The sequence below is a fragment of the Streptomyces erythrochromogenes genome (genome assembly GCF_036170895.1).
Classification (GTDB): Bacteria; Actinomycetota; Actinomycetes; order Streptomycetales; family Streptomycetaceae; genus Streptomyces; species Streptomyces erythrochromogenes.
Window position 1 is genome coordinate 5,990,305 of the sequence record NZ_CP108036.1, and the last position, 19,640, is coordinate 6,009,944.

The 19,640-nt window shown below is 71.4% G+C and carries 17 protein-coding genes; 9 read left to right on the plus strand and 8 right to left on the minus strand.

The genetic code is table 11. The features are described 5' to 3' along the window. Nucleotides 1-19 precede the first annotated feature (19 nt). Nucleotides 20-961, plus strand: coding sequence for an RluA family pseudouridine synthase (locus OHA91_RS27385; RefSeq protein ID WP_030665814.1), 942 nt, complete (start codon nt 20-22; stop codon nt 959-961). 93 nt (nt 962-1,054) lie between these two features. Next, the gene (locus tag OHA91_RS27390; RefSeq protein ID WP_328740206.1) at nt 1,055-2,647 is read left to right on the plus strand and encodes a Na+/H+ antiporter; all 1,593 of its coding nucleotides are present in this window, start codon (nt 1,055-1,057) and stop codon (nt 2,645-2,647) included. Here the strand turns inward: OHA91_RS27390 and OHA91_RS27395 are convergent. After that, the gene (locus tag OHA91_RS27395) at nt 2,644-3,150 is read right to left on the minus strand and encodes a hypothetical protein (RefSeq protein WP_031149434.1); all 507 of its coding nucleotides are present in this window, start codon (nt 3,148-3,150) and stop codon (nt 2,644-2,646) included. The genes OHA91_RS27390 and OHA91_RS27395 overlap by 4 nt on opposite strands. Nucleotides 3,151-3,213: 63 nt before the next feature. Between OHA91_RS27395 and OHA91_RS27400 the strand changes: the two genes are divergently transcribed. Then, nucleotides 3,214-3,801 (plus strand): TetR/AcrR family transcriptional regulator, encoded by a 588-nt coding sequence (locus OHA91_RS27400; RefSeq protein WP_031149432.1) that lies wholly within the window; start codon nt 3,214-3,216, stop codon nt 3,799-3,801. A 49-nt stretch (nt 3,802-3,850) separates the two neighbouring features. Here OHA91_RS27400 and OHA91_RS27405 read toward each other — a convergent pair whose 3' ends face one another. Beyond that, the gene (locus OHA91_RS27405; RefSeq protein ID WP_266502056.1) at nt 3,851-4,909 is read right to left on the minus strand and encodes a mechanosensitive ion channel family protein; all 1,059 of its coding nucleotides are present in this window, start codon (nt 4,907-4,909) and stop codon (nt 3,851-3,853) included. Nucleotides 4,910-4,972: 63 nt separating this feature from the next. Here OHA91_RS27405 and OHA91_RS27410 point away from each other — a divergent pair, with 63 nt between their 5' ends. Next, nucleotides 4,973-5,542: a dienelactone hydrolase family protein gene (locus tag OHA91_RS27410; RefSeq protein ID WP_031149428.1), complete on the plus strand. Its 570-nt coding sequence runs from the start codon at nt 4,973-4,975 to the stop codon at nt 5,540-5,542. Between the two features lie 72 nt (nt 5,543-5,614). On the opposite strand, the gene OHA91_RS27415 is transcribed toward OHA91_RS27410, so the two are convergent. From OHA91_RS27415 to OHA91_RS27435, 5 genes are all read right to left on the minus strand, one after another. Further along, the gene (locus OHA91_RS27415; RefSeq protein ID WP_266502702.1) at nt 5,615-6,562 is read right to left on the minus strand and encodes a zinc metalloprotease; all 948 of its coding nucleotides are present in this window, start codon (nt 6,560-6,562) and stop codon (nt 5,615-5,617) included. Between the two features lie 242 nt (nt 6,563-6,804). Further along, complete coding sequence (locus OHA91_RS27420) at nt 6,805-8,466, minus strand: alkaline phosphatase D family protein (protein ID WP_031149424.1); 1,662 nt, start codon at nt 8,464-8,466, stop codon at nt 6,805-6,807. A gap of 130 nt (nt 8,467-8,596) precedes the next feature. After that, on the minus strand, nt 8,597-9,391 hold the full coding sequence (locus tag OHA91_RS27425) for a DsbA family protein (RefSeq protein WP_031149422.1): 795 nt from the start codon (nt 9,389-9,391) through the stop codon (nt 8,597-8,599). 48 nt (nt 9,392-9,439) lie between these two features. Beyond that, entirely contained in the window at nt 9,440-10,129 is a 690-nt protein-coding gene (locus OHA91_RS27430; protein ID WP_328740207.1) for a hypothetical protein, read from the minus strand. 37 nt (nt 10,130-10,166) lie between these two features. Then, nucleotides 10,167-11,492 carry a DUF2252 domain-containing protein gene (locus OHA91_RS27435; protein ID WP_266502061.1) on the minus strand — a complete coding sequence of 442 codons (1,326 nt, stop codon included), beginning with the start codon at nt 11,490-11,492 and terminating at the stop codon, nt 10,167-10,169. A 172-nt stretch (nt 11,493-11,664) separates the two neighbouring features. On the opposite strand from OHA91_RS27435, the gene dnaE reads away from it, so the two are divergent. Continuing rightward, nucleotides 11,665-15,207 carry a DNA polymerase III subunit alpha gene (gene dnaE, locus OHA91_RS27440; protein WP_266502063.1) on the plus strand — a complete coding sequence of 1,181 codons (3,543 nt, stop codon included), beginning with the start codon at nt 11,665-11,667 and terminating at the stop codon, nt 15,205-15,207. A gap of 89 nt (nt 15,208-15,296) precedes the next feature. Here the strand turns inward: dnaE and OHA91_RS27445 are convergent, their stop codons facing one another. After that, entirely contained in the window at nt 15,297-15,461 is a 165-nt protein-coding gene (locus OHA91_RS27445) for a hypothetical protein (RefSeq protein ID WP_167344713.1), read from the minus strand. Nucleotides 15,462-15,682: 221 nt separating this feature from the next. Between OHA91_RS27445 and OHA91_RS27450 the strand changes: the two genes are divergently transcribed. The 4 genes from OHA91_RS27450 to OHA91_RS27465 are packed head-to-tail and all read left to right on the plus strand — an operon-like array spanning nt 15,683 to nt 19,640. Beyond that, nucleotides 15,683-16,993, plus strand: coding sequence for an NYN domain-containing protein (locus OHA91_RS27450; protein ID WP_051893060.1), 1,311 nt, complete (start codon nt 15,683-15,685; stop codon nt 16,991-16,993). Nucleotides 16,994-17,021: 28 nt separating this feature from the next. Next, nucleotides 17,022-18,059 (plus strand): ABC transporter ATP-binding protein, encoded by a 1,038-nt coding sequence (locus OHA91_RS27455; protein WP_266502067.1) that lies wholly within the window; start codon nt 17,022-17,024, stop codon nt 18,057-18,059. After that, a complete protein-coding gene (locus OHA91_RS27460) occupies nt 18,056-18,919 on the plus strand; it encodes an ABC transporter permease (RefSeq protein WP_051893059.1) in 864 nt (287 codons plus the stop codon). Before OHA91_RS27455 ends, OHA91_RS27460 begins: the two co-directional genes overlap by 4 nt. A 28-nt stretch (nt 18,920-18,947) precedes the next feature. Beyond that, complete coding sequence (locus OHA91_RS27465; protein ID WP_381620592.1) at nt 18,948-19,640, plus strand: hypothetical protein; 693 nt, start codon at nt 18,948-18,950, stop codon at nt 19,638-19,640.

Below are 19,640 nucleotides of genomic sequence, written 5' to 3' on the forward strand. Positions count from 1 at the left end.
CGTCCTGCATACTCGACGGGTGAGTACGATTCCCGAGATCCGCACCCTGCCCGTTCCCGATGGCCTCGAAGGCGAGCGCGTCGACGCCGCCATCGCCCGTATGTTCGGTTTTTCCCGGACCAAGGCGGCCGAGCTGGCGGCCGAGGGGAAGGTGTCGGTCGACGGCAGCGTCGTCGGGAAGTCCGAGCGCGTGCACGGTGGCGCCTGGCTCGAGGTCGAGATGCCCGCGCCCCCGCGGCCGGTCGAGGTCGTGGCCGAGCCGGTCCCGGGCATGGAGATCGTCCACGACGACGACGACATCGTCGTCATCATGAAGCCGGTGGGCGTCGCCGCCCACCCGAGCCCCGGCTGGACCGGCACCACCGTCATCGGTGGCCTCGCCGCCGCCGGCTACCGCATCTCCACCTCCGGCGCCTCCGAGCGCCAGGGCATCGTGCACCGCCTCGACGTCGGCACGTCCGGCCTGATGGCCGTCGCCAAGTCGGAGCGCGCGTACACCTCGCTGAAGAACCAGTTCCGCGAGCGGGTCGTGGACAAGCGCTACCACGCGCTGGTGCAGGGCCACCCGGACCCGATGAGCGGCACGATCGACGCGCCGATCGGCCGCCACCCGAGCGCGGACTACAAGTGGGCGGTGACCCAGGACGGCAAGGCCTCCGTCACCCACTACGACCTGATCGAGGCCTTCCGCGCCGCCTCGCTGCTGGACATCAAGCTGGAGACGGGGCGCACGCACCAGATCCGCGTGCACATGTCCGCGCACCGCCACCCGTGCGTCGGCGACCTCACCTACGGGGCCGACCCGACCGTCGCGAAGCGGCTCGGGCTCACCCGCCAGTGGCTGCACGCGGTCCGGCTGGGCTTCGAGCACCCCGCGGACGGGCAGTGGGTGGAGTTCGAGAGCACCTACCCGGCGGACCTGCAGCACGCCCTCGACGTGATCCGGGCCGAGAGCGAATAGCGGCTCCGGCCCGCGGCCCCGGCGCGCGAGCCCGACACGCGGCCGCGGCCCTGAGCGCCGAGGCCCGGCGCGGCGGCCTGGCAGGGTGGGGGAGTGGATCAGCTTGCTCTGCTGTTCGTGCTCCTGCTCGGGGCCGTGGTCATGGTGCCCCTCGGGGACCGGCTGGGGCTGCCCGCGCCGGTCCTGATGACCCTCGGCGGGGTGGTCCTCGCGCTGGTGCCGGCCGTGCCGGAGGTCGAGGTACCGCCCGAGTTCATCCTGCCGCTGGTGCTGCCGCCGCTGCTGTACGCCTCCGTGCAGCGGACCTCGTGGCGCCAGTTCGCCGCCAACGTGCGGCCCATCCTGCTGCTGGCCGTGGCCCTGGTGTTCGTCACGACCGCCGCCGTGGCCGCCGTCGCCCACTCCGTGGTGCCGGCGCTGCCGATCGCCGCCGCCGTCGCGCTCGGCGCGCTCGTGGCGCCGCCCGACCCGGTCGCCGCCACCGCCGTCGCCGGATCGCTCGGGCTGCCCCGCCGCATGGTCTCGATCCTGGAGGGCGAGGGGCTCTTCAACGACGTGACCGCGATCGTGCTCTACCACGTGGCGATCGCCGCGGCCGTCAGCGGCAGCTTCTCCTGGCCCGACGCGCTCGGGGAGTTCGTGCTGTCCGCCGTCGTCGCCGTCGTCGTCGGCCTGGTCCTCGGCTGGACCACCAACCGGCTGATGGGCGGGCTCGGCGACGCCACCCTCCAGATCGGGCTGACCCTGCTCGTGCCCTTCGTCTCGTACGTGGTCGCCGAGGAGCTCCACGGGTCCGGGGTGCTGGCCGTGCTGACGACGGCCCTGTTCCTCGCCGAGTACGCCTCCGACGCCGACGACGTACTGGGGCGGCTGGCCGGGCACACCTTCTGGGAGGTCGTGGACACGCTGGTCACCGGCGTGGCCTTCGGGCTGATCGGGCTGGAGCTGCACAACGTCTTCGGGACGGCGCAGGACCGCGAGTGGGAGATGGCCGGATGGGCGGCGGTCGTCGTCGCGGTGGTCGTCGGCGTACGGCTGGCATGGCTGCTGCCGGCCGGCTGGCTCGCGAAGAAGCTGCACCAGCGGCGCGACTACGACGAGGAGATCCCGCTGAGCTGGCGGGAGAGCGTGGTGATGTGGTGGGCGGGGATGCGCGGGGTGGCCTCGGTCGCCCTGGCCCTGGCCATTCCCCTGGAGACGGCCTCCGGCGAGCCCTTCCCGGCGCGCGACGAGATCATCTTCATCGCCTTCGCGGTGATCATGGTGACGCTGGTGTGCCAGGGGCTGACCCTGCCGTGGCTGGTGCGGCGCCTCGGCGTGGAGGAGGACACCGACGCGCGGCGGGAGGCCGAGCGGCAGCTGGCGATCCGCGCCGCCAAGGCCGCGAAGCGGCGGCTGAAGGAGATCGAGGAGGTCGAGGAGCTGCCGGAGGACCTGATCGAGCAGCTGACCCGGCGCGCGTACGACGTGGGGGCCAGGATCAGCCCGGACATGGTGGACGAGGAACGGCGCGAGGCGTACGCGCAGCGGGTGCAGCGGCTCCACGACATCCAGCGGATCCAGCGGGAGATGATGTCGGCCGCCCGCCACGAGGTACTGGCCGCCCGCAGCGAACCCGGATCCGACCCGGAGGTCGTCGACCGGGTGCTGCGCCACCTCGACGTACGCAGCCTGCGCGCCCCCTAAGCCGCCGGTCGCGTGACCAGGCGTTCCAGGCCGCGGAGGAAGCGGACGTACGGGGACCAGCGGGCCCGGTGGGCGATCGTGCCCGTGCAGGCCAGTTCGGCGCGGTCCAGGCTGTCCTCCAGCACGGCGTCGTGCGCCGCGCGGTAGGCCAGCGGCCAGGTGACGCGGCTGACGCCGCTGACGGTCATCGCGAGCGTGTGCCGCAGCACGGTCCGCTCCGCGTCGACGGGCAGCACGGTGAACTCGTGGAAGCCGTGGAACCCGCGGGGCCCGGTGAAGGCGAAGCGCACCCAGGTCCCGGGCACGTACGCGGCCACGGTGTACCGCACGGGGCCGTGGCCGCCCACCGCCCCGACGGCCAGGGGTCGGTCGAGCTCCATCTCCTCCCACAGGTGGCTCGGCCACAGCCGGTCGTCCTCCCCGCCGGACAGCGTGTCGATGAGTGCGCCGACCTGGTCCGGCCCGGCCGTCAGCAGGCGTTCGTGCACGTTGAAGACGCCCATCGGTCCTCCCCTTCACATTATTAGAGATGGGTCTCTAATAATCTGGAGGGTACTCTCTGATTCATGGCGAGACCACCCCGCTTCGACACCGACCAGATCCTCGACGCCGCCGTGCGGCTGGCCGCCTCGGCCGGACCGGGCGGCGTGACGATGTCCGCCGTCGCCCAGGCGATCGGCGCGCCGAGCGGTTCCATGTACCACCGCTTCACCGGACGCCCCGCCCTGCTCGCCGAGGTGTGGCTGCGGACCGTCGAGCGGTTCCAGGAGGGCTACCTCGCCGGCCTCCACGGCCAGGCCGACCCGCACGCGGCCGCCCGTACGGCCGCCCGCCACGTCGTCGCCTGGAGCCGCGCCCAGCCAGAGGAGGCCGCTCTCCTCCTCTACGGCGCGGCGGAGTTCGGGCGCGCCGACTGGTCCGAGGAGCACACCCGGCGCGCCGACTCCGGCAACGAGCGCGTGTACGCCGCCATCGGCGGCCTCGCCGCGTCCCTCGGGTTCGCGGACGCGCAGGGCCTGGACCGGATCGTCCTGGCCCTGATCGACCTGCCGCTCTCGGTCGTCCGCCGGCACCTGCGCGCCGGCGAGGCGCTGCCCCCGCACGCCGAGGACCTCGCCGAGGAGTGCGCGGCCGCGCTGCTCGCCGCCCGCTGAGCCGTCTCTTCCGGATCTTGCCGGGCCGACAAGATCCGAAAGGGACGGCCTAGTCCTCCGAAGCGTCCGGGGCCGGGGGTGCCGGGGACGTCGCGATGCGGGGGAGGGCGTAGGGGTGGTGGGCCGCCAGCCAGGTGATCAGCGCTTCGCGGACCGCGCAGCGCAGCGTCCAGAGGTCGTCGGCGTCCTTGGCCGTGACCACGCCGCGGACCTGGACGGTGTGCGGTGTGGTGTCCGTCACGGCCAGGCCGCCGCCGCGGCCGTCCCATTCGGGCAGCTCCGCGAGGATCTGCCGGAAGCGCTCCCGCATCAGGTCCAGGGGTGCGCTGTGGTCCAGGTGCCAGAAGACCGTTCCGGTCATCTGCGCGCCGCCGCGCGACCAGTTCTCGTACGGCTTGCTCGTGAAATACGACACAGGCATCGTGATGCGGCGTTCGTCCCAGGTGCGGACGGTCAGGAAGGTCAGGGTGATCTCCTCGACCCGGCCCCACTCCTTGTCGACGACCACCGTGTCGCCGATGCGGACGGTGTCGCCGAAGGCGATCTGCAGCCCGGCGAAGAGGTTGCTCAGCGAGGACTGGGCGGCGATGCCCGCCACGATGCCGAGGACGCCCGCGGAGGCCAGCACCGAGGCGCCGACCGCACGCATCGGGGGGAAGGTCAGCAGCATCGCCGCGACGGCGACCACGACCACCACCGCCGTGACCACCCGCTGGATCAGCGTGATCTGGGTGCGCACCCGGCGGACCCGGGCCTCGTCCTCGGTCGCCGCGGCGTAGCGCGCGTACGTGGAGTCGACGGCGGCCGTCGCGATGCGCACCGCCAGCCAGGCCGCCGAGGCGATGAGCACCAGGGTGAGGAAGCGGCCGACACCGACGGGATGGTCGGGCAGGATCCCCACCCGGCGGTAGGAGCCCCGCAGGAGGGAGGTGCACAGCACCACCTGGAAGGGGAGCCGGCAGCGGCGCAGCAGTTCCCACAGCGGGGTCTCGGGATGCCGGGCGTCGGCCCGGCGCAGCAGCAGGTCGAGCAGCCAGCCCGCGATCAGGGTGGCGACCAGCGCGCCGCCGATGACCGTCACGGGGCGCAGGAAGTTCTCCGTCTCCATGGGGATGAACGTAGCGGGAAGCCGCGGCGCACCGGGTCCGGTGACGGCTGGCACGATGGAGGCATGAACATCATGCTTTTCCACTCGACGTACGGGCTGCGGCCCGCGGTGCAGGCGGCGGCCGACCGGCTGCGCGCGGCCGGTCACCAGGTCCAGGTGCCGGACCTCTTCGAGGGGCGCACCTTCGAGACCGTCGAGGAGGGCATGGCCCACCAGGACGAGATCGGCCGTGACGAGCTGCTGAAGCGGGCGGTGCTGGCCTCGGCCCCGCACTCCGACGGGGGCCTGGTCTACGCGGGCTTCTCCTTCGGCGGTTCCCTCGCCCAGCACCTGGCACTGGCCGACGAGAAGGCGCGCGGGCTGCTCCTCCTGCACGGGACGGCGGACCTGGAGGACAGCGCGTCGGTGGACGGGCTCCCGGTGCAGCTGCACATCGCGGACCCGGACCCCTTCGAGCCGCACGACTGGCTGACGGCCTGGTACCTGCGGATGCAGCGGGCCGGGGCGGACGTCGAGGTGCACAGCTACCCGGGCGCCGGGCACCTGTTCACCGATCCGGACCTCGACGACTACGACGCCGAGGCCGCGGAGCAGGCCTGGACGGCCGCGATCGGATTCCTCGACAGCCTGTAGCGGCGCGGGACATGTGCAAGCGGAAGGGCCCGGCCCGGCGGATGCCGGGCCGGGCCCTCTTCGTTGCTGGCGTCAGCCCGCCCGGTAGGCGGTCCAGCTGCTGCTCATGCGGGCCACCTGGCCGGCGGTGAACTGGTACATGCAGGAGTCGTACGTGTAGTCCATGAAGTTGCGGATGGGGTCCGCGCCGGGCTTGCTGGCGCAGCTGTCGCGCCCGGTCGGGCACTCGTACGCGGCGCTCTTCTCGGCCGGGGTGTCGGAGACGTAGTCGCCGTTGCCGTTACAGCCGCCCTGGAAGGTGTGGTACAGCCCGAGCCAGTGGCCGACCTCGTGGGTGGCGGTGTCGCCCTCGTTGTAGTTGGCGGAGGAGCCGCCGGGCAGCGAGCTGTCGAGCACGACCACGCCGTCCATCTTGGGGCTGGAGGCGTAGGAGGTCGGGAAGGTCGCCCAGCCCAGCAGGCCTCCGGAGAGCTTGGCGGTGTAGAAGTTGAGCGCGCCCGGGCCGCCCTTGCGCAGGGTGTTCTTCATGTCCTTCTCGGCCTGGGAGCCGGAGGCCAGGTTGTACCAGGAAGCGTTGTCCGTGTAGTCGGTCGACGCCAGGGTGAACTGGAAGTTCGTGTTGACGTTGCCGGTGCCCTGGCCGCCGTAGGCCGCGTTGAGGACCGCGAGCTGCTTGCCGACGTCCGTGGACGTGAGCTTGCCGGTGGTGCCGGAGTGGATGACGTGGAAGTACACGGGGATGTTCACGACGGCCTCGGCCGCGGCGAGGCTGCGCTGCGGCTGGTTCTTGAGGGCCTTGTCCAGCTTCGACTTGAGGTCGGCGTCCATGGCCTTGGCCTGCGCGTCGGTGAGCTCGTTCGGCTCGTCCGCGTGCTCGTCGTGGGCACGGGTCGCGCGGGCGTTGGCGGGGGCGGCGGCCTCGTCGGCGCACACCTCGGCGGGGGTCTTGGCGGCCGCGAGCGTGGTGGGGGCGGCAAGCGGGGTGAAGGCCAGGGTTCCGGCCAGGACCGCCGTGCTCATCAGGCGGCGGCGGAGAAGGGGGGATATGCGGGCAGGCGCGCGCACGTGTGCTCCTCGCGAGTGGGGGGTGGTGGGGGGTGGTGGCCTGAAGGATCTTCTTCAGCTGGCGCGAAGCTTATGTGTGCATGACATATTCAGGTCAAGAGCCTTACGTAAAAGATTTGTTGCCGAGAACGCACAAGGGGCGTCTGGTATGTACCAGACGCCCCTTGCGGCAGCAGAATTGACGGTCAATCAGGCGGTCAGCGAACGGGCTGGTAGGACCGCTCCACCTTCTGTGTCCCGTTCAGGGTCCGGTAGGAGCGGGACCATGCGGAGGTCGCGTCGGGCCGGCGCTTGTCGGATATGACGTAGTAGTCCATCTGCGAGCGCTCCGGCGTCACGTCCAGGACGCCGTAGCCGTGTGCGTCCATGTCGAGCCACTTCACGTGCCAGTTGGCGGCCTTGATGGCGGTTTCGGCCACCAGTGAGACCGTGTCCGGCAGCACGTGCAGGATGTCGTCGAGGTTGTCGGAGGTCACCGACGTGACGACGAACTCGGTCGCCGCCGTGCCCGAGCCCGGGTACGTGGCCATGTTCACCGGAACCTCGTTCGCCCAGGCCATGTGGATGTCGCCGGTCAGGAACACCGTGTTCTTGACGTTGCGTTCCTTCAGGTGGCCCAGCAGCTCCTTGCGGTCGTCCGTGTACCCGTCCCACTGGTCCACGTTGATCGCGATACCGCCCTCGGGCAGGCCGAGCAGCTTGGCGAGCGGCCCCAGCAGGTGCGCGGGCAGCGAGCCGAAGGCCACCGGCGAGATCATCACCGAGGTGCCGACCAGCTTCCAGGTCGCGTTCGATCCGGCGAGGCCCGACTTGAGCCAGTCCAGCTGGGCGCGCCCGGTGAGGGTGCGCTCCGGGTCGTCCACCGAACCGCTGCCCACCTTGGCCTGCTGTGAGCGGAAGGAGCGCAGGTCCAGCAGGTGGAGGTCGGCGAGGGTGCCGAAGCGCAGCCTGCGGTAGACGGTGCCCGCGGTGGAGGTCCGTACCGGCATCCACTCGAAGTAGGCCTGCTTGGCGGCCTCGGCGCGGGCGGCCCAGTCGCCCTCGGCCCCCGGGGTGTGGTTCTCGGCGCCGCCGGCCCACATGTCGTTCGCGAACTCGTGGTCGTCCCAGATGGCGATGACCGGGTGCGCGTGGTGCAGGGCCTGGAGGTCCGCGTCCGTCTTGTACTTGCCGTGCCGGGTGCGGTAATCGGCCAGCGAGACGATCTCGTGCTTCGGCTCGTGCCGGCGCACGGTGTACTCGGCCTCCGGGTACCCCCCGGACTGGTACTCGTAGATGTAGTCGCCCAGGTGCAGGACCGCGTGCAGGTCCGTGCGGGCGGCCAGGTGGCGGTAGGCCGAGAACCAGCCGGACTCCCAGTTGGCGCAGGAGACCACGCCGAAGCGGACTCCCGGGGTCGTCACGTCGTGGCCGGGGGTGGTCAGCGTGCGCCCCACGGGGGAGACGGCCGAGCCCGCGGTGAACCGGTACCAGTACGGCGTCTGCGGCCGGAGCCCCCGCACGTCCACCTTGACCGTGTGGTCGGTGGCGGCGCTCGCCGTGACGGTTCCCCCGGCGACGACGCGGGAGAAGGCCTGGTCGGAGGCCACCTCCCAACCCACCTGGACGGCGGCGCCGAGTCCGGAGCCGGGGACGGCCTCGGGGGTCGGGGTGACGCGCGTCCACAGCAGGACGCCGTCGGGCAGCGGATCGCCGGAGGCGACGCCGTGGAGGAAGGCGGGCGCGGTGCCCGCCGCATGGGCGGTTCCGGCGCCCAGCGTGGCGAGGGGGGCCAGCGTGGCCGTGGCCGCCGCGGCGAGAACGACCGTGCGGCGGCGGGGGGTTGCCGCGGCCGGGAGAGGGGTGAGATGACTGGTCACGGATGGTCATATTACCGACGGGTACACCCCTGGGAACAGACGTCGGAACGCAACGAGCGGGCGAACTCTGGGAGTTCGCCCGCTCGTCGGTACGGCCGGTCCGGAAGGCTCTCTCCCGGTATGCCCGGGATCAGCCCTGCAGGGCCTTGTCGATCGCGGCCGTGAACGCCTCCGGCGTCTGCGGGGTGTCGATCTTCTTGCCGTCCATCTTCAGGGTCGGCGTGCCCTTCACCCCGGACTTGTCGAAGAGCTTCGACATCTCCAGCGCCCACCGGTCGTACGTGCCGTCCTCGACGGCCTTCTTGAACTCGGCGTTGCCCTTGAGCGCCGGAACGGTGTCCGCGACCTTCAGCAGGTAGTCGTCCTTGGCGAAGCTGTCGACGGTCTCCTCGGGGTGCTGCTCCTTGGAGTACAGCGCCCCCTTGTACTCCAGGAAGGCCTCCGGGCTGACGTTCAGCGCCGCGCCCAGCGCGCTCAGCGCGTTCTTCGAGCCCTCGCCCTTGACCGCGTTGTCGATGAAGGTGGCGCCGAAGTACTGGAGCTTGTACTTGCCCGCCTCGACGTCCTTCTTGATCTGCTCGCCCGAAGCCTGCTCGAAGGAGGCGCACGCCGGGCAGCGCGAGTCCTCGTACAGCTCCAGGGTCTTCTTCGCGTCGGCCTTGCCGACGACGACCGTGGTGCCGTCGTCGCCCGTGGTGTTCTTCGGCTTGACCAGCTCGGCCTTGGCGGCCTTCTCCCAGTAGTCGGGCTCGTTGGCCTTCATGACGCCGTAGGCGATACCGCCGGCCAGACCCAGCGCGGCCACGACACCGACGCCGACTATGACCTGCCTGCGGATCCTGTCCTTCTTGGCCTGCGCCTCGCGCTCGGCCCGCAGCCGCTCGCGGGCCGCCGCCTTGTTCGCCTGGCTGTTGCGTGAACTCATCGTGATCTCCGTGGTGTGTGATGTGGGGAAGGGACTGCCTTACGTGCGTCAGGCGCGCGCGAGCGCACCGAGCACGGGGGGTCCCCGCCGTCCCACGGAGTGTGCGGGGAAGCGCGTACGGGCCCCGGCTCCCGCCGCGGCCGGCCGCAGCGCCCGCCGCGCCGGCTCGCAGGCCCCCGCCACCGCGGCAGCCGCCAGCAGCAGCGGCCGGAACGCGAAGGCCGCCACCGCCCGCAGCAGCCGTCCCAGCGCCCGCTCGCCGTGGCGCAGCCAGGCGGCCGCGAGCATCCCCACCGAGACGTGCGCGCCGAGCAGCAGCCACGGCGTGTACGGACCGGGCGAGGCCAGCAGCGCGGCCGCGTCGGCGGCGGGCCCGGTCACCTCGATCAGCGGCCCGCCCACCGGCGTGCCCCCGCACAGCTCCTCCAGGCCCATGGCGCGCAGCGGACCCGAGACGGGGCCGCCGGCCGGGCCGTAGCAGAGGTGCTGGCCCGCGGTGAAGACGGTGTCGGCGGCCAGCTCCAGCGGTACGAGCAGCCCCGCGATGGGGCCGAAGCCGCGCTCGCGGCCCGCGAGCGCGTAGGCGATGGCGAACACACCCGCGAAGGCCCCGCCCACCAGCATGGGCGGCAGCGGGACCCGGGACATCAGGACGTGCGACCCGGACGAGAGCAGCACGACGACAGCGCTGAACAGCGCGGCCCGCAGCCCTCTGAGTCCCGTCCCGGAAAAGTCCATCCCGGCGAGTGTGCCACGTGTTCCTGTGGGAGCCGGTTCAGGGGGTGAGACGCCCGTTGCGGAACAGGTCCACGAAGATCTGGTGGTCGGCGCGCGCCCGGGCCCCGTACGCGTGCGCGAAGTCCACCAGCAGCTCCGCGAAGCCCTCCTCGTCCGCCGCGATCGCCGCGTCGATGGCCCGCTCGGTGGAGAACGGCACCAGGGACTGCCCGCTCTCCGCCTCGTCGGCCGACGCGTGCATGGTCGCCGTGGCCCGGCCGAGGTCGGCGACCACGGCCGCGATCTCCTCCGGGTCGTCCAGGTCCGACCAGTCCAGGTCCACCGCGTACGGCGAGACCTCCGCCACCAGCTGCCCCGCGCCGTCCAGCTCCGTCCAGCCCAGCCACGGGTCGGCGTGCGCCTGGAGGGCCCGCTGCGAGATCACCGTGCGGTGCCCCTCGTGCAGGAAGTACTCCCGTACCGCCCGGTCCGTGATGTGCCGGGAGACCGCCGGGGTCTGCGCCTGCTTGAGGTAGATCACGACGTCGTTCTCCAGGGCGTCGCTGTGCCCTTCCAGGAGGATGTTGTAGGAGGGCAGGCCGGCCGAGCCGATGCCGACGCCCCGGCGGCCGACCACGTCCTTGACCCGGTAGGAGTCGGGGCGCACGAGGGACTCCTCGGGAAGCGTCTCCAGGTACCCGTCGAAGGCGGCCAGCACCTTGTAGCGGGTCGCGGCGTCCAGCTCGATGGAACCGCCGCCGGAGGTGAAGCGGCGCTCGTAGTCCCGTATCTCCGTCATCGAGTCCAGCAGGGAGAAGCGCGTGCGGGAGCGGGCCGAGCGCAGCGCGTCCAGCAGCGGGCCCTCGGCGGTGTCCAGGGTGAAGGAGGGCACCTCCTCGTTCTTCGCACCCGCGGCCAGCCGGTGGATCCGCTCCCGGTACGCGCCGGCGTAGATCCGCACCAGCTCGCTTATCTGGTCGTCGCTGAGCGCCTTGGTGTAGCCGATCAGCGCGACGGAGGCCGCGAAGCGCTTGAGGTCCCAGGTGAAGGGGCCGACATAGGCCTCGTCGAAGTCGTTGACGTTGAAGATCAGCCGGCCGTTGGAATCCATGTACGTGCCGAAGTTCTCGGCGTGGAGATCGCCGTGGATCCACACCCGGCCCGTCCGCTCGTCCAGGTACGGGCCGCCGTGCCGGTCCCGCTCCAGGTCGGAGTAGAAGAGGCAGGCCGTGCCGCGGTAGAAGGCGAAGGCCGAGGCCGCCATCTTGCGGAACTTGACCTGGAAGGCAGCGGGGTCGGCGGCGAGCAGTTCACCGAATGCGGTGTCGAACACGTCGAGGATCTCCTCGGCGCGCTGCTCGTCGGTCGTCTCGGGGACCGCCATGGCGGGTTCCTCCTGGTGCACGGGGTGGTACGGGCTCTGCCGGACTGGACGCCGGACCGGTGCCCCTGGTTCTGCAACGCCCGACCGTACCGTTCAGTGCCCGTGATCTGTCACCCGTGGGACGTAGGATTCAAAGCTGCCCCCCTCCCCCCGCCGCCAGGAGACCAGCGCCGTGACCAAGACGCCGTTCACGCACCTGCACGTCCACACCCAGTACTCGCTGCTGGACGGTGCCGCACGGCTGAAGGACATGTTCAACGCGTGCAACGAGATGGGCATGACGCACATCGCCATGTCCGACCACGGCAACCTGCACGGGGCCTACGACTTCTTCCACACCGCCCAGAAGTCCGGGATCACGCCGATCATCGGCATCGAGGCGTACGTCGCCCCCGAGTCCCGGCGCAACAAGCGGCGCATCCAGTGGGGCCAGCCCCACCAGAAGCGCGACGACGTCTCCGGTTCGGGCGGTTACACCCACAAGACGATCTGGGCGGCGAACGCCACCGGCCTGCACAACCTCTTCCGGCTGTCCTCCGACGCGTACGCCGAGGGCTGGCTCACGAAGTGGCCGCGCATGGACAAGGAGACCATCAGCAAGTGGTCCGAGGGGCTGATCGCCTCCACCGGCTGCCCCTCCGGCGAGCTGCAGACCCGCCTGCGCCTCGGCCAGTTCGACGAGGCCCTGAAGTCGGCCTCCGAGTACCAGGACATCTTCGGCAAGGACCGCTACTTCCTGGAGCTGATGGACCACGGCATCGAGATCGAGCGCCGGGTCCGCGACGGACTGCTGGAGATCGGCAAGAAGCTCGGCATCCCGCCGCTGGTGACGAACGACTCGCACTACACCTACGCCAGCGAGGCGGCCGCCCACGACGCCCTGCTGTGCATCCAGACCGGCAAGAACCTCTCGGACCCCGACCGCTTCCGCTTCGACGGCTCCGGCTACTACCTGAAGTCGACCGACGAGATGTACGCCATCGACTCCTCGGACGCCTGGCAGGAGGGCTGCGCCAACACCAAGCTGGTCGCGGACCAGATCGACACCGAGGGCATGTTCAAGTTCCGGAACCTGATGCCGAAGTTCGACATCCCGGACGGCTACACCGAGGTGACCTGGTTCCGCGAGGAGACCATGCGCGGCATGCACCGCCGCTTCCCCGGGGGCATCCCCGAGGACCGCATGAAGCAGGTCGAGTACGAGATGGACACGATCATCTCGATGGGCTTTCCCGGCTACTTCCTCGTGGTCGCCGACTTCATCATGTGGGCCAAGAACCAGGGCATCGCGGTCGGCCCCGGCCGAGGCTCCGCGGCCGGCTCGATCGTCGCCTACGCCATGGGCATCACCGACCTCGACCCGATCCCGCACGGCCTGATCTTCGAGCGCTTCCTGAACCCCGAGCGCGTCTCCATGCCCGATGTCGACATCGACTTCGACGAGCGCAGGCGCGTCGAGGTGATCCGGTACGTCACGGAGAAGTACGGCCAGGACAAGGTCGCCATGATCGGCACCTACGGCACCATCAAGGCCAAGAACGCGATCAAGGACTCGGCGCGCGTCCTGGGCTACCCGTACGCCATGGGCGACCGCCTCACCAAGGCCATGCCCGCCGACGTCCTCGGCAAGGGCATCCCGCTCTCCGGCATCCTCGACCCCTCGCACCCCCGCTACAGCGAGGCCGGCGAGATCCGCAGCATGTACGAGAACGAGCCCGACGTGAAGAAGGTCATCGACACCGCCCGCGGTGTGGAGGGCCTCGTCCGCCAGATGGGCGTGCACGCGGCCGGCGTGATCATGTCCAGCGAGACGATCACCGACCACGTGCCCGTCTGGGTGCGGCACACCGACGGCGTCACCATCACCCAGTGGGACTACCCGAGCTGCGAGTCGCTCGGCCTGCTGAAGATGGACTTCCTCGGCCTGCGCAACCTCACGATCATGGACGACGCCGTCAAGATGGTGAAGGCCAACAAGGGGATCGACATCGACCTCCTGGGCCTCCCGCTCGACGACCCCAAGACCTTCGAACTGCTCGGCCGCGGCGACACCCTCGGCGTCTTCCAGTTCGACGGCGGGCCCATGCGCTCCCTGCTGCGCCTGATGAAGCCCGACAACTTCGAAGACATCTCCGCCGTGTCGGCCCTGTACCGCCCGGGCCCGATGGGCATGAACTCGCACACGAACTACGCCCTGCGCAAGAACAAGCAGCAGGAGATCACCCCGATCCACCCCGAGCTGGAGAAGCCGCTCGAAGAGGTGCTCGCGGTCACCTACGGCCTGATCGTCTACCAGGAGCAGGTGCAGAAGGCCGCCCAGATCATCGCCGGCTACTCGCTCGGCGAGGCCGACATCCTGCGCCGCGTCATGGGCAAGAAGAAGCCCGAGGAGCTGGCGAAGAACTTCACGATCTTCCAGGAAGGCGCCCGCAAGAACGGCTACAGCGACGAGGCCATCCAGAAGCTCTGGGACGTCCTGGTCCCCTTCGCCGGCTACGCCTTCAACAAGGCCCACTCGGCCGCCTACGGCCTGGTCTCCTACTGGACCGCTTACCTCAAGGCGAACTACCCGGCCGAGTACATGGCCGGCCTGCTCACCTCGGTCAAGGACGACAAGGACAAGTCCGCGATCTACCTGAACGAGTGCCGCCGCATGGGCATCAAGGTGCTCCCGCCGAACGTCAACGAGTCCGAGTCGAACTTCGCCGCCCAGGGCGACGACGTGATCCTCTTCGGCCTCACCGCCGTCCGCAACGTCGGCCAGAACGTCGTCGACTCGATCATCAAGACCAGGAAGGCCAAGGGGAAGTACTCCTCCTTCCCCGACTTCCTGGACAAGGTCGAGGCCGTCGTCTGCAACAAGCGCACCATCGAGTCGCTGATCAAGGCCGGCGCCTACGACGAGATGGGCCACACCCGCAAGGGCCTGGTCGCCCACCACGAGCCGATGATCGACAACGTGGTCGCCGTCAAGCGCAAGGAGGCCGAGGGACAGTTCGACCTCTTCGGCGGAATGGGTGACGACGACGCCGGCGACGAGCCCGGCTTCGGCCTCGACGTGGAGTTCTCCGACGTCGAGTGGGAGAAGTCCTACCTGCTCGCCCAGGAGCGCGAGATGCTCGGCCTCTACGTCTCCGACCACCCGCTCTTCGGCCTGGAGCACGTGCTCTCCGACAAGACGGACGCCGGCATCTCCCAGCTGACCGGCGGCGAGCACTCCGACGGCGCCGTCGTCACCATCGGCGGCATCATCTCCGGCCTGCAGCGCAAGATGACCAAGCAGGGCAACGCGTGGGCCATCGCCACCGTCGAGGACCTGGCCGGCTCCATCGAGTGCATGTTCTTCCCCGCGACCTACCAGCTCGTCTCCACCCAGCTGGTCGAGGACACCGTCGTCTTCGTCAAGGGCCGCCTCGACAAGCGCGAGGACGTCCCCCGCCTGGTGGCCATGGAGATGATGGTCCCCGACCTCTCCTCGGCCGGCACCAACGCCCCCGTGGTCCTCACCATCCCCACGGTCAAGGTGACGCCCCCGATGGTGACCCGTCTGGGGGAGATCCTGCGCCACCACAAGGGCAACACCGAGGTGCGGATCAAGCTCCAGGGACCGCGGACCACCACCGTGCTCCGCCTCGACCGGCACCGGGTGCAGCCCGACCCGGCCCTCTTCGGCGACCTCAAGGTCCTGCTCGGACCGTCCTGCCTGGCCGGATAGCAGCGGCCGCCACCCGCACGGAAGGGCCTGCCCGGCGTCGCCGGGCAGGCCCTTCCGGTTCCGGTCGTCACAGACCGACGCGAAGGGCGTCAGTTGTGGCCGAACTTCTTCTGCTTGCTCTTGTGGGCCAGGTCCATCGGACTCGGCGCCTGGGACGACTGCTCGGGGGAGGAATCCGACGAGCGCGACGCGTCCGGCCCGGACGAGCGGGTCTGCTGCTTCGCCGGCTGCTTCTGATTCTTGTTCTTGGCCATGGTGGAGCCTCCGTGAGGGTCTAGGGGCCAGGACCGCCTTCACACTCACACAGCCCCAGAAACCGCGCATTTTGGATCATTACTGCGCGTAGCCGAGAGCCGCGGCCCGCCCCCACGTGAGATCCGCCACGCCGATGATCGAGTTCCGGCCTTCAACACCCGTGAGGTCGGGCAGACTCGGGGAACCCGTGAAAAACACATGGGGACCCCCAGGGAAGAGGGTGGAACGCGTGGACCGCTGCGTCGTCCTGGTGGACGCCGGCTACCTGCTGGGCGCCGCCGCCAGCCTTCTCGCCGGGGAGCCCTCCCGCTCCCGGATCACCGTCGACCATGCCGCCCTCATCCAGGGCCTGCGCGAGCGGGCCGAGGCCGACACCGAGCAGCCCCTGCTGCGCATCTACTGGTTCGACGGCGCACCCGACCGGGTGCCGCAGCCCGAACACCGCAGGCTGCGCGTCATGCCCCGCGTCACCGTCCGCCTCGGCGCCCTGACCCGCAGCGACGGCCGCTGGGCCCAGAAGGGCGTCGACGCCGCCATGCACGCCGAGCTCACCGAGCTCGCCCGCAACCGCGCCTGCTCCGACGTGGTCCTCGTGACCGGCGACGGCGACCTGCTGCCCGGCCTGATGTCCGCCAAGGAACACGGCGTCGCCGTCCACCTGTGGGCCGTCCAGGCCGCCGACGGCGACTACAACCAGTCCGAGGACCTCGTCGCCGAGGCCGACGAACGCCGCGTCCTCGACCGGGCCTGGATCACCCGCGCCGTCCGCGCCAAGGACCTCGCCGGACTGTGCTCCCCGCCGCCCGTGCCCCGGCCCGACATCGCCGCCATCCTCTCGGCGCCGCTCCCCGAGGCCGCGCTCGCCGAGGCCGCCCGCAACGGCGCCGCCGCCCCCGCGGACGACGACCGGGAGGGAGTCCCCGTACCGGCGCCCACCACCCCCGGCGGAAAGAGCGTCCCCACCCCCAAGGACCTCGCCGGAGCCCTGCGCGCCGCCCCCGGACCGCACGGGGGCCAGCAGACCTCGCCGAGCACCACGCCGTCCCCCGCCAGCGCCCTGCGCTGGTCCTCCGACAAGGGCTGGATCGACCGCGCCGGACCGCTCGGCGAACCCGCCGAGACGGCCTCGCTGCCCACCCTCGCCCAGCTCACCAGCGCCGAACAGCGCTGGGCCGACCGGGAGGAGGACATCACCACCGTCGGCGGCGACCCGTTCGAGGTGGGACAGGTGTTCGCCCGACGCTGGATGGAACGCCTCCCGGAGACCGTGCACCTGCAGAAACTGGCCACCATGTACCCGCGCATCCCGCACCGGATCGACGGCGAGCTGCTGCGCTACGCCGCCCGGTTCGGCCTGCTCGCGCACAAGGACGACCAGATCGACGAGCACGACCGCTACGCCATCCGCGCCGGGTTCTGGAGGGAGATCGACGTCCGCGCCGCCGCCGAGCACGTCGCCGCGGTACCGGCCGCCGCACCCGGAACCGGACCCGCCGACCTCGCCGCCCCGCTGACCCCGGCGGCCGAGTAGGGGCGGGAACCCCGTAGGCTGCTCCCTCGTGAGTACGGGCACAGCACAGGCGCAGAACGGCACGGCAGCGGCCGCGGGAGCGGCGCCGGACGTGGTCTGCGCGGTGCGTGACCTGGTCAAGACGTATCCCGCGGTACGCGGACGGCGCGGCGCCCCCGCCCTGCCCGAGACCCGCGCCAACGACGGAATCAGCCTCGACGTCCGGCGCGGCGAGGTCTTCGGCCTGCTCGGCCCCAACGGCGCCGGCAAGTCCACCCTGGTCCGCCAGCTCACCGGCCTGATGCGGCCCGACTCGGGAACCGTGACCCTCCTCGGCCACGACCTCGTGCGCCACCCCGGACGGGCCTCCAGGCTGCTCGCCTACCTCGGCCAGGAGTCCACCGCCCTGGACGAGCTCACGGTGGCCCTGGCCGCCGAGACCACCGGACGGCTGCGCGGACTCGACGTACGGTCGGCACGCGCCGCGCGCGACGCCGTACTGGAGGAACTCGGGCTGACCGGGATCGCCGGACGGCCCCTGAAGAAGCTCTCCGGCGGCCAGCGGCGCCTCGCCTGCTTCGCCACCGCCCTGGTCGGCGAGCGGCCCGTACTGGTCCTCGACGAGCCCACCACCGGCATGGACCCCGTGGCCCGGCGGGCCGTCTGGGCGGCCGTGGACCGGCGCCGCGCCCAGCACGGCGCGACCGTGCTGCTCGTCACCCACAACGTCATCGAGGCCGAGACCGTCCTCGACCGGGTCGCCGTCATCGACCAGGGCAAGGTCATCGCCTGCGACACGCCCGCCGCGCTGAAGGCGCACGTCTCGGGCGAGGTCCGGCTGGAACTGGTGTGGCGCGAAGGCGCCCCGCTGGCGGTGCCGGAGGTCGCCCGGCTGCGCGACCGGGCCGTCGAGTCGGGGCGCCGCTGGGTGCTCCGGCTGGCGCCGGACGAGGCCAGGGCGGCGGTGGCCTCGGTCACCGGGGGCCCGGCCTTCGCCGCGCTCGACGACTTCACCCTGGCCACCCCCAGCCTGGAAGACGTGTACCTGGCCCTCGGCGGCAAGACGAAAGGGCTGGTGAAGTCGTGAGCGACCGCTCGACGGGGGCCGTCCGGGCCGCGCTCGCGCCCGACGCCCCAACGGCATCCGCGACCGGAGCCGCGCCGGCCGCCGACACCCCGGGCTGCGCACAGCCCGCGCCGCTGGCGCCCGGCGCGCGGTTCTTCCCCTCGCTGGCCGCCGTCTACCGGGCGCAGCTGTCCCGTGCGCGGGTGGCGCGGATACCGCTGCTGTTCGTGGCCACCTTCCAGTCCGTCGGGATCATGATCCTGATGCGCGGCGTCGTCGACGGGGGCTCGGAGGCCCGGGCCGTCGTGGCCGGCTCCTCGGTGCTCGTCGTCGCCTTCGTCGCGCTGAACCTGCTCGCGCAGTACTTCGGGCAGCTGCGGGCCGGCGGCGGACTCGACCACTACGCCACCCTGCCGGTGCCGCCGGCCTCGGTGGTGCTGGGTGCGGCCGCCGCGTACGCCTCCTTCACGCTGCCGGGGACACTGGTCACCGCCGTCTTCGGGTGCCTGCTCTTCGGGCTGCCGATGAGCGGGCTGTGGATCCTGGCCGCCGTGGTGCCGCTCGCCGGGGCCGCACTGGCCGGGCTCGGCGCGGCGCTGGGGCTGCTGGCACCCCGGCAGGAGCTCGCCACCCTCGCCGGACAGCTCGGCATGTCGGCCGCGCTGCTGCTCGGGGTGCTGCCGCCCGAGCGGATGCCGGCCGTGATCGTCTGGGCGCGGGACCTGCTGCCGTCCACGTACGGGGTGGAGGCGTTCGCCCGGACCTTCGAGGCATCGCCGGACTGGGCCGCCGTCCTCTTCGACCTCGGCGTCTGCGCGGCCGTGGGGGTCCTCTCGCTGACCGTCGCGACCTGGGCGTACCGCCGGGCGGCCGTCCGCTGACACCGCTGCCGGACACACCTGGCACGATGTGGGGGTGACCGAAGCCGTGACCCCGCACTCCCCGTTCGACCCGCCGCCGTCGCCGCCCGAGAAGCCGGGTGGCTCCGCCGCGGCCATCCGCCCGGAGGACATCCGCGACGGGGCCGTCGTGGCCCTGGCGGTCGCAGTGGCCGGGCTGCTCCTCGGAGTGCTGTGGTGGTGGCTGGCGCCCCGGGTGCAGTACGTCTCCAACGGGGAGGCGGTGTTCCTGCGCAACAGCGAGAGCGAAGCGCGGATCGCCGCCGACGGGACCTTCTTCCTGCTGGCGCTGGGGCTGGGCGTGCTGAGCGCCGTCGGCACGTTCCTGTGGCGCCGGGCCGGCGGCGTGCCGCTGGTGATCGGGCTCGCCGTCGGGTCCTGCTTCGCCGCGCTGGCGGGATGGCGGTTCGGGCTGTGGCTCGGCTCGTCCTCGACGGACCTGGCCGCTGCCGCGGCCGCGGCCGGCAAGGGGGTGCCGTTCGACGCGCCGCTGGAGCTGCTGGCGTACGGGGCGCTGCTGGCCTGGCCGATGACCGCCGTGCTGCTGCACCTGGGGTTCACCGCGCTGTGGACGCCGCGGGATCCGGAGCCGGACCCGCTGTACGGGTGGAGCGGTTACTACCAGCCGGCGCCGCCGCCGGCCGAGGCGACGCTGCCGCCCGCCGACGCCGGTCCGACCGCGTCGGAAGCCCCGCGACCCTGA